This is a genomic window from Kineococcus siccus, assembly GCF_009906795.1.
GTDB classification, from domain to species: Bacteria; Actinomycetota; Actinomycetes; order Actinomycetales; family Kineococcaceae; genus Kineococcus; species Kineococcus siccus.
In genome coordinates this window covers 23,963-32,807 of record NZ_JAAALN010000018.1, presented here as the reverse complement: position 1 = coordinate 32,807, position 8,845 = coordinate 23,963, and the positions used below count along the sequence as shown (strand labels likewise).

6 protein-coding genes and 2 pseudogenes are annotated in these 8,845 nt (G+C 67.6%); 5 read left to right on the top strand and 3 right to left on the bottom strand.

Annotated elements, in window-relative coordinates; genetic code table 11:
* Positions 1-328: 328 nt before the first annotated feature.
* Together GTR02_RS04360 and GTR02_RS04355 are read left to right on the top strand one after the other, a co-directional pair.
* Positions 329-934 (top strand): putative toxin, encoded by a 606-nt coding sequence (locus GTR02_RS04360; protein ID WP_166606250.1) that lies wholly within the window; start codon positions 329-331, stop codon positions 932-934.
* Positions 931-1,548, top strand: coding sequence for a hypothetical protein (locus tag GTR02_RS04355; RefSeq protein ID WP_166606249.1), 618 nt, complete (start codon positions 931-933; stop codon positions 1,546-1,548). Before GTR02_RS04360 ends, GTR02_RS04355 begins: the two co-directional genes overlap by 4 nt.
* An 8-nt stretch (positions 1,549-1,556) precedes the next feature.
* Here GTR02_RS04355 and GTR02_RS04350 read toward each other — a convergent pair.
* Positions 1,557-2,308 (bottom strand): annotated as a pseudogene (locus GTR02_RS04350) (ISL3 family transposase); the annotation flags it as partial.
* Here GTR02_RS04350 and GTR02_RS04345 point away from each other — a divergent pair.
* Both GTR02_RS04345 and GTR02_RS24895 read left to right on the top strand, forming a co-directional pair.
* On the top strand, positions 2,309-2,809 hold the full coding sequence (locus tag GTR02_RS04345; RefSeq protein WP_166606248.1) for a peptidoglycan DD-metalloendopeptidase family protein: 501 nt from the start codon (positions 2,309-2,311) through the stop codon (positions 2,807-2,809).
* Between the two features lie 322 nt (positions 2,810-3,131).
* A pseudogene (locus GTR02_RS24895) lies at positions 3,132-3,326 on the top strand (hypothetical protein); the annotation flags it as partial.
* A gap of 26 nt (positions 3,327-3,352) precedes the next feature.
* Here GTR02_RS24895 and GTR02_RS04340 read toward each other — a convergent pair.
* Positions 3,353-3,790 (bottom strand): hypothetical protein, encoded by a 438-nt coding sequence (locus GTR02_RS04340; RefSeq protein ID WP_166606247.1) that lies wholly within the window; start codon positions 3,788-3,790, stop codon positions 3,353-3,355.
* Entirely contained in the window at positions 3,772-8,538 is a 4,767-nt protein-coding gene (locus GTR02_RS23660) for an RHS repeat-associated core domain-containing protein (protein WP_166606246.1), read from the bottom strand. The genes GTR02_RS04340 and GTR02_RS23660 overlap by 19 nt, the downstream gene beginning before the upstream one ends.
* A 49-nt stretch (positions 8,539-8,587) precedes the next feature.
* Here GTR02_RS23660 and GTR02_RS04330 point away from each other — a divergent pair, with 49 nt between their 5' ends.
* The gene (locus GTR02_RS04330; protein WP_205708615.1) at positions 8,588-8,731 is read left to right on the top strand and encodes a hypothetical protein; all 144 of its coding nucleotides are present in this window, start codon (positions 8,588-8,590) and stop codon (positions 8,729-8,731) included.
* Positions 8,732-8,845 lie beyond the last annotated feature (114 nt).

The following is an 8,845-nucleotide window of genomic DNA, read 5'->3' as shown; positions in this document are numbered from 1 at the left end:
CCCCACGAGGCCCCACCTGACCCCCGGGGGTCAACTTTCATCCGTCGATAGAGGGTCCGTTTTCGTCCGCCGTTGACACCTGAACAACCCCTTCCTCTACGCCGACACCACCGGGCAGGCCCCCAGCCTTCAAGGCGTCGCCGACTTCTTCGGTGGCTTCGGCAGCTGCGCCACCTTCGGCGCCACTGACCTCATCAACGACGCTCTTTCACCTGGTGCTGTCAACAAGAGCTCCGGCGCCTACTTGGCCGGCTGCGGCGCCTCCACCGCCGCCGTCACCATCGTCTCCCTTGGTACCGCCGGAGGAGGGGCAGGAGCCCGCTTCGGCATGACCGCCACACGAGTCGCGGCCAACGCGGCCCGGGAGACAGCCGAGGCCGCCGCCCGCGCCATTGGCCGCAACGCCGCCAGCGGACTCGGCCGCGGCGCCAGCCAAGCCGGCTCCGCGGCGCAACGAGCCGAAGAAGCCATCGCCACAGCCGCGGAGCAAGCACAGTCCGTTCGCAAAGCAGCCCAAGCCGCCGCACGAGCACAAGCAACCGGCAGAGCTGAACATTCGGCCACCGCAACCGAAAGCCTGCAACAGCGCCAGATCGCAGTCTGCCGAGAACTGCGGGGCGGTGCGGGGCCAGTCAGAACTGGTCAAGCTGGTGAGGCCCGCGTGCGCGAGTTCTACGCAATCGGCGATAAGGCAGCCCAAAAGATCGGCGGGCGGAATCGAATCCTAGACGGGCTAAGCAGGGAGGCCGTGACCGAGATTAAGAACGTGAAGTATCAAGCTTTGACGCGACAGCTCACGGATAGCCTGGAGTATGCCCAATCAACCGGTCGGCAATTTCATCTGTATGTGCGACCTGACACGACGATCAGTAAACCACTTCGCCGGGCCATCGAAAACCCTGCGAACAGGATGGAGCTACGATTCATCTCATGAGTGACTCGAATCAAGAAGGCCCAATCCTTGCCGTAGACCTTGCGAGGAGGCTCGCGGGTGATGCTGAGTATCAAGCCGCCTTGTCGAAACATGAAGTAGATCGAGCACAAGCTATGGCCGAGCTTTCGGCCGCGGAGAGGCCGATCGTCATCGATCTGGACGACGTCGGGATACGGGTCGATTCGGTGTGGGATCTCCTTAATTCCACATCTAGACCCCCTTTCTATTCTGATGCCTTGCCAGTACTCCTGCATCACCTTAAGAAAGGTGGATATCCGGACAGGGTTCTAGATGGCCTTGCGCGTGCACTGACGGTGAAGCCCCAGGGCACGGCTTACTGGATCGATCTTCGTGACGCATACCTCAAAACGGCTCCCGAATCGGAGGCCGCCACCGGACTCGCCAACGCTTTAGGGGTGCTGGCCGCGAAGCGGCATTACACGGAGCTTACGCGGCTCGTAACGGATGAACGGCGGGGTAGTGAACGCTTAATGATGCTCAAGGCCGTCAGACGCTTAGGGGGGGAGTCTGGCCGCCAAGTGTTGGGTGACCTCGCACTCCACCCCTTGCTCGGTAAAGAAGCATCACATCTATTGCGACGAGTGCGGCGTTAACGGGCTCTTCACAAAGCAGGGTGTAGGCGAGGTCTGAACCCGCCTGACTCGAGTAGCAATCTCGCGATGTAGTGGGTGAGGTTGCGGAACCCCAAAGCGGACCCGCGTAGGTGTCCAGTCGTCCGTTGATGGCCTCGGTCGGGCCGTTGGACGTACCGGGTCGATCGAAGTAGGCCAGGACGTCGTCGGCTCGTCGCTTCAGGGTCCGCCCGAGGCGGCGGAGCTCGACGAGGTCAGCCGGGATGGTGGTACTGAGGGTGTCGATGAGGGCGGTCATGGTCTGCTTGCCGGCGCGGCGGTCGGGGTCGCGGTAGGCGGCGATCATCCGCTGGTAGACGCCCCAGGTCGCTTCCACCTCGACGTGGTCGTCGGTGGCGAACACGGAGTTCAGCCGGGCGTGCTGGCGGGCGGTGAGCAGGTCCGCGCCGGTGTGCAGCAGCCGCCGCGCTGGGTAGAGCGGATCCCCGACCCGGCCGCGGTGACCGTGCATTTCCTGCTGGCGCCGGCGGCGGACTTCGGCCACGGTGTCCCCGGCGAGGCGGACGACATGGAACTGGTCCATCACGGTGACCGCGGCGGGCAACTCCTGGGTGGCAGCGGACTTGTAACCAGTGAACCCATCCATGGCCACGACCTCGACCGCGTCACGCCAGGCCTGGGGGCGGGTGGCCAACCACTGCTGGAACGCCTTCGTGGAACGGCCTTCGACCATGTCCAACAACCGGGCTGGTCCTGTACCGCAACGGTTCGGGGTGCCGTCATGACCGTCGCAGGGACGCAGGTATTGCACGGGATTCCATACATTATCCCGCGTGCTGTTACAGCGCAGGAGGTGGTCCAGAGAGACCGCAGCACCAGCACCTTGGGATGCCCAGCCCCTCACATGGGCCATGACAACTACGCCGCCTCAGCCGGACGCATCGTCAACAGCGGGCCCGCGAGCGGGTTCGGGCACTGGATCGTCCTGGAGCACGCCGGGGGGTACCGCACCGTCTACGGGCACATGGCGCCGCGGGATCTCCTGGTGAAGGTCGGCGCCACTGTGACGGCCGGGCAACTCATCAGCCGAGTCGGCAACGGCGGCACGAGCACTGGGTGCCACCTCCACTTCGAAGTGCACAACCCCAACGCGGCGATCGACCCTGTGCCCTTCCTACGCCAGGCGTGCAGCTGCATCGACTGGGCTTTCGGCGCCACTCACGCATGTCAGCGGCGCGATCAAGGGGGTCTGACTGCAACCCTGTTAGTTCTACTGATGTGAGCTGCGATTCGCCACGCATCGCGGCCGGATGCGAGCTCCGGCTTGTGTTGCCGTCAGCGTCTACACCGATCACCCGGTACTCGAGACGACGGCTGCCCAATTATCACGTCCGCCGCGTGACGGTCGGGCGAGTGAGTCCATGTTGCCCAGCATCGTCGTGGTGACGCTGCTGAAGCCCTAACTTCCACGCCTTCTCCTGAGGTCAGAGGCAGCACACGGTCGGGCCGCGTCGAGCGCGCCAACAAGGAGTGGAGTCTCCCAAGGTGGTGTACGACCGGCCCGTGACGGGCGTGGCGACGACGTAAAGGGCGGCCACCGCGTGATGCTTCGAAGGACCTCTCACAGTGCCTTTGAAGGAGATCAACGCGATGACCGCCAACCCCATGATGGACCTGCGCGCTTCCTGGACGAGCAGCTGGCGCAGGCGTCGCCGGACTTGCTGCGGGAGCCGATGAGCACCTTCGTCAACACCCCGATGTCGGCTGACGCGGACGCCGTGTGCGGCGCGGCTTATGGCGTCTCGAGAGCCAGGAGGGCCTAAACTCACCTCTGATACAGTCGATAGACCTCGTTTCTCGAAGAAATTTCTAGGTAGCGTCTCCGTCGTCCAAAGGAGCGTTGCTCTTCTTTCTCCTCGAAGTGACCGTGTAGATACCTGCTGGCTAGCGTGACTAGTAGGTGAAGTGTCGCGACCTGGCCTTCAGGCACGTCATCGAACTCCTGGTACCCGAACCCTCCGGGGACATCAATGAAGAAGGCTTCAGTACCGGAAGTCCAGATCCGCACCTGCGGGTCGCCAGAGACGGATTCGGGGTCACCCGATGGTGGACCAATAAAGATTCTGATGTATCCGGCGTCCTTATCGCTACTGATGGATAGCCCGCCGACGTCTTGGGCGGCAGTCTTGACGATGTCCTCGACCTCACTCAGATCCAACCCACTGCCCTCCTGCTCCGCCCACGTCAGCCGTTCTTCCACCATGTCCGGTTCGTCCCGCGAACCCAGTTGTCGATCCCTCCGTAACGCTTCTCCACGTGCACATGGTACCTAGCAACACTTTGCATCCCTGGACTCATCCTCTTCCAGTGATTCCTTGCCGGACCCAGAGACACGCGACCTCCGCCCACTCGAACCACCTGGCGCACGTACGGGGCCGCTGCCCGAGCAACATGCGGCGCGGCCGCCCGAACCGCGGCCACTCCCGCGGCGATCAGAAGAGGGGGAATAGCGCCCGTGGGGTCTGCGTGACTGGTAGGGCTTCCGAAGGCATACGCGTAGGCGTACCGGTCCTGGCTGGTTGGGTCTTGCTGGGTGAAGCGGCCTTGGGTGGGGTCGTAGTAGCGGATGCCGAGCTTGACGAGGCCGGTGGCGGCGTCGGTGTGCCCCCCGCCGTAGCGGAAGGGCTGAGATGCGCCGGCGGCTTCGGTGGCGTTGAGGGTGCTGCCGTAGGCGGAGTAGCTGTACGTGTTGGCGAGGGTGCCGTCGGCCTTGACCATGGCGCGGACGGAGGCGACGTTGTCGGTGAAGGGGTAGTACTCCGTCGTGGTGGTGGGTGAGCTGCCGATGCGCACGGCGATCAGTGTGCCGCTGGGGTCGCGGACGGTCCAGGTGGAGGTGGTGCCGGTCTTGGACCAGGCGGGGGCGGGGCTGAGCGGGCTGACCGCGAAGCTGGTCGCGGTGGCGCCGGTGCCGGAGCGGATGCGTTCGCCGTTGCCGCCGTTGCCGGCGGCGTAGGCCTGGGCGATGGCGGTGCCGCCGGCGGGGGTGAAGCTGGCGGCGGCTTCCTGAGCGTTGTAGGTGGTGCTCAGGCCGGGCGCGGACTTGGAGCTGGTCTGGTTGCCGTTGCCGTCGTAGGTGTACCCGGTGCCGGTGAGGGGTGCGCCGGTGGGGGTGACGCCGGTGGCGGTGGTGAGCTCGTTGCCGCCGTTGTAGGTGAACGACGCGGCCGGGGTGCCGCTGGTGCAGGTGGTGGCGGTGGTGTTGAGGTAGGCGGTGCGGTTACCGGCGCCGTCGTAGCAGAAGCCTTCGTAGCGGGTGACCGCTCCCCCGGCCGTGGGCGCGGTGGAGGCGGCGGTGAGCCGGTCCAGGCCGTCGTGGCTGTAGGTCGTCTTCGCCGCGGACAGGGCGTCGGTGACCGAGGACACCAGGGCGGTGTCCTTGGTCGGGTTGGTGGCCGAGGTGGGGGCGGCGGTGTCGGTGTAGGTGTAGGCAAGGTTCAGCCGCGGGGTGCTGGTCGTGCCGGCGAGGGTGGTGCCGATGACCTGCTTGAGGCGGCCGGAGTCGTCGAGGGTGGTGGCCATGCTCTGCCCGCCGGGGTAGCGGGTGTTGGTGCGGCGTCCGTCGTCGTCGACGGCGAACAGGACGCACTTGGTGGACGCAGCGCCGGGGTTGGTGATGCTCTGCCCGGTGCAGGTGCCGCCGGGCAGGGCGAGGGAGGTGAGCTGGTCGGCGTCGTTGTAGCCGTAGCTGACCGCGCCACCGTTGTCGGTGTAGCTGGTGAGGTTGCCGCCGAGGTCGTAGCCGAGGGAGATGACGTCCTCGGGTGCCTCGGTGCGCTTGAGCCGGCCGAGGCCGTCGCGGACGTAGTCGGTGGCCCGGTCGGGAGTGGTGGCGGTGGCCGAGGGGAACTCCTCGACGGCCTTCAGCCAGCCGTTGCCGCCGGGGGCGCCGTAGAAGGTGTTGACCACGCGCCCGTCGGCGTACCTGGTGGAGATGACGCGGTCCATCGCGTCGTAGCTGTAGGTGGTGGCCTGCCCGCGCCCGTCGGTGGTCGAGGTGAGCCGGGACAGGGTGTCGTAGGCGAAGGTCTGCTGCTGCTGCGCGGACGGGGTGCCGGGCAGCAGGGTGACGAGCTCACCCTTGGCGTTGTACCGGTAGGCCACGCGGTGCGCGGTGGTCGACGCGGCGGTGGCGCCCTTGACGTAGGCGCCGTCGCGGGTCTCGCACAGCACCCCGGCCTTCGTCGCGGTGATGACGTTGTTGACGGTGGGCCCGCAGTTCACGGTGCCGCCGTAGTCGGGATCGGTGTTGCCCTGGTACAGGTTCTTCGTGGTCAGCCCACCGGTGGTCGACGACGTCGGGTTGCCGACGGTGTCGTAGGTGTTGGTCGTGACGTTGCCGCGGGCGTCGGTGGACGTCATGACGTCGTAGAGCCGGGTGCCGGTGCCGTAGGTGTTGCTGATCCCGGCTCCGCTGGGGAGTCGAGAGGAGCTGAGGTTCCACGTCGCGGCCTGCGGTGACGACCCAACGGAGTCGTAGGTGTCGACAGTCGTCTGGCCTGCCCCACCCGCGCCCGCAGTGGCACCGGTGGCGGTGGCCCCATCGTCATTGGGGGTGTACGTGCCGGATCGCTTCTTGCCGCGGGCGTCGGTGGCGTCCATGACGCGGCCGCGGCCGTCGGAGGTGTAGACGGTGTTGTGGTTGTTCGAATCGGTGACCGTGGTCTTCGTCGAGGACACCCCCGCGGTGCGGGTGAAGGGGGTGTAGGCGAAGGTCCACGTCTTGGTGCCGACGTCGGCGGTGATCCGCTTCAGGGTGAGGACCCGGCCACCCCGGTCGTAGGTCAGCTCGGTGCGCTGGCCTTCGGGGACGGTGATGGAGGTGACCCGGCGGGCGGCGTCGTAGGTGTAGGTGGTGTCGCCGCCGGCGCCGTTGCTGAAGGTCGTCAGGTTGTCGTTGGTGATGGTGTAGTACACCGACCGCCCCTGGACGTCTTCCATGAAGGCGTTGTACGCGCCACCGTTGGCGACGGTGAGGACCCGGCCGCGGGTGTCGGTGACCGAGCGGAGAATCTTCCACCCGTTGTAGGGGGTGCGGGCGGTCGCGTCGTAGGCGAAGGTGATCGCGTTGCCGTTGCGGTCGGTGATCGTGGCCGGCTTGTACCACTCACCCGCCGGGGAGCCGATGTCCACGAACGAGGTCACGACCTTGGCGCGGCGGTCGGTCATCGTGAACGTGTTGTTGGCGTTCTGCACCAGGTCCACGTCCAGGCCGAGCGGGCGCACCCAGGTGCCGTCGACGGCGAGGTAGAACGTCCAGTTCGTCCCGGCCCCGTCGCGGTAGAAGGTGGTCTTGCCGTAGCGCTGCAGGTGCTGGTCACCGATGGAGGAGTTCCACCCGTACCCGGTCGCGGTGCGGAAGTTGGTGCTCAGCGAGTTCGACGTCTGCGTGACATTCAAGTCCAGCCCGACCCCGGCGATGGCCAGGGCGGAGGTCTCGACGGCGGCGTTGCCGGTGGCCGGGTTCACGGTCACGGTGGTGCGGTCGTCGAGCTCCTCGGTGAGCAGAGCGGAGTTGCCCTTGCGGTCACCGACCCGCGGCTCCCAGATGACCTGCAACTTCGGGGCCGTCGTGGCCCCCGCGGAGGGGGCGCCGACGACGACGCGGGCGCCGCCGGCGGTGGCGGAGGTCTTCTCCAGCACGAAGCCGTGGGCGGTGGAGGTGCCCTCCACCCAGCGCTGCACGAGCTCGGAGACACCGATGTTCTGGTAGGTGCCGTTGGCGACGACCTGGGTGCGGGCGCTGACCAGGGCGGCGCGGTCACCGCCGGGGGTGGCCCACGCGGTGGTGTTGGTGGCCTGGTTCCACGACGCGCCGGGCTCGTAGTACTTCGTGAGTTCACGCACATCCACGCTGGCCGCGGCCCCCGTGGGCGCGGTGGTGCCCGCGGCCGGGGAGGCGATGTTCAGCTGCAGCTGCGCGTCGGCGATGATCGCATCCGCCGGGACGGCATCGGCGAGGGACTCAAACCGCAGGATCGCGCGCTCCTGGGTGCCGGTGCTGGCATCCCACGACAGCGGGACGCTGGAGCCGCTGCAGTTGCTGACCGTCGGGGCCGCGGAGCGCAGCGAGCAGGCCAGCATCGGGTCCGGGTACTGGATGGTCGGGTCCAAGACCACCGGCCACACCCGCTCCGGTGCGGCGAGCCAGTCCTTCGACGGGGTCACCGTCATCGCGTACACCCCCGCCCCGGCAGCGGTGTCGGGGGCGATAGTGACGTCGACGTCGTCGGAGTGCGCGCCCTTCGCGTCGTCCAGGAACGGGGCCGGGATCACGAACACCGGCGCCCCCGCCGCCGTGGTCACCGCGACCACGTCATCGGTCTCGGTGAGCTTCAGGTCCTTGCCGGTCCGGATCGTGTAGGTCAGCGCACCCCCGGGCAGCGCAGCAGCGCTGTCCAGGGTGATGGCTTCCTTGACCCCCGACCCCTGCGCCTGGAACGTCACATCGGCACCGGGCAGCACGTTGTCGTAGACCACCTCATCGCCGGACACCACGCCCGGCGCCGCAGCGACCGGCACCTCAGTCGGCGCCCCCGCCGTGCTCGAGGACATCGTGCTCGTGGCCGGTGCGGACGCCGGCGCCGAGGCCAGGGACCTGGCCGCCTTCGCCGACGCGGTCGCCTCGGCAGTGGGGGCCGGCACAGGAGCTGCGGTCGACGTCGCGGTCGAGGCGGCAGGCGAGGCAGGTGCGGCGGGCGAGGCGGGTGCGGGGGCCGCCGCCTGGGTGGGGTTCAGCTGCAGCGACACCCAGCGGGCGGCGTCGTTCTGGTCGGTGATGGTGACCGGCTTGGTCAGGTCGGTGGGGAACGCGGCGTCGTAGCCGGCGGCGGCGTTCTGCCACCCGGTGCTCGCCCCACCCGCCTTCGCGGCCGCGGAGACCAGGTCGTTGTCCACCGGCTTGAACGCACCCGAGGCGTCGCGGTAGTTCACCGCATCCGGAGAGATCACCGTGCGGTGGGTTCCGGACTCCGGGTCCACCGTGGTCGTGGAGTACGCGGTGCGCGCTGCGACGTCCTCCACCGGTACCGCGTCCCCGGCGGTCTTCGCGGTCGCCTTCAGCAGCGCATCCTTCGCGGCCTGCGACAGCTTCGGGTACACCGACGACGGCTGCTGCGCCGACGTCAGCGGTGCCCGCCCCTGATTCGGCGACGCCGCCCCGGTGGACGGTGTCGCGGTGGACGGTGTCGCGGCCGCCGCCGGGACCGCAAACGCCACCGCGACACCAGCCGCGACGCAACCGGTCACGACCCCAGCG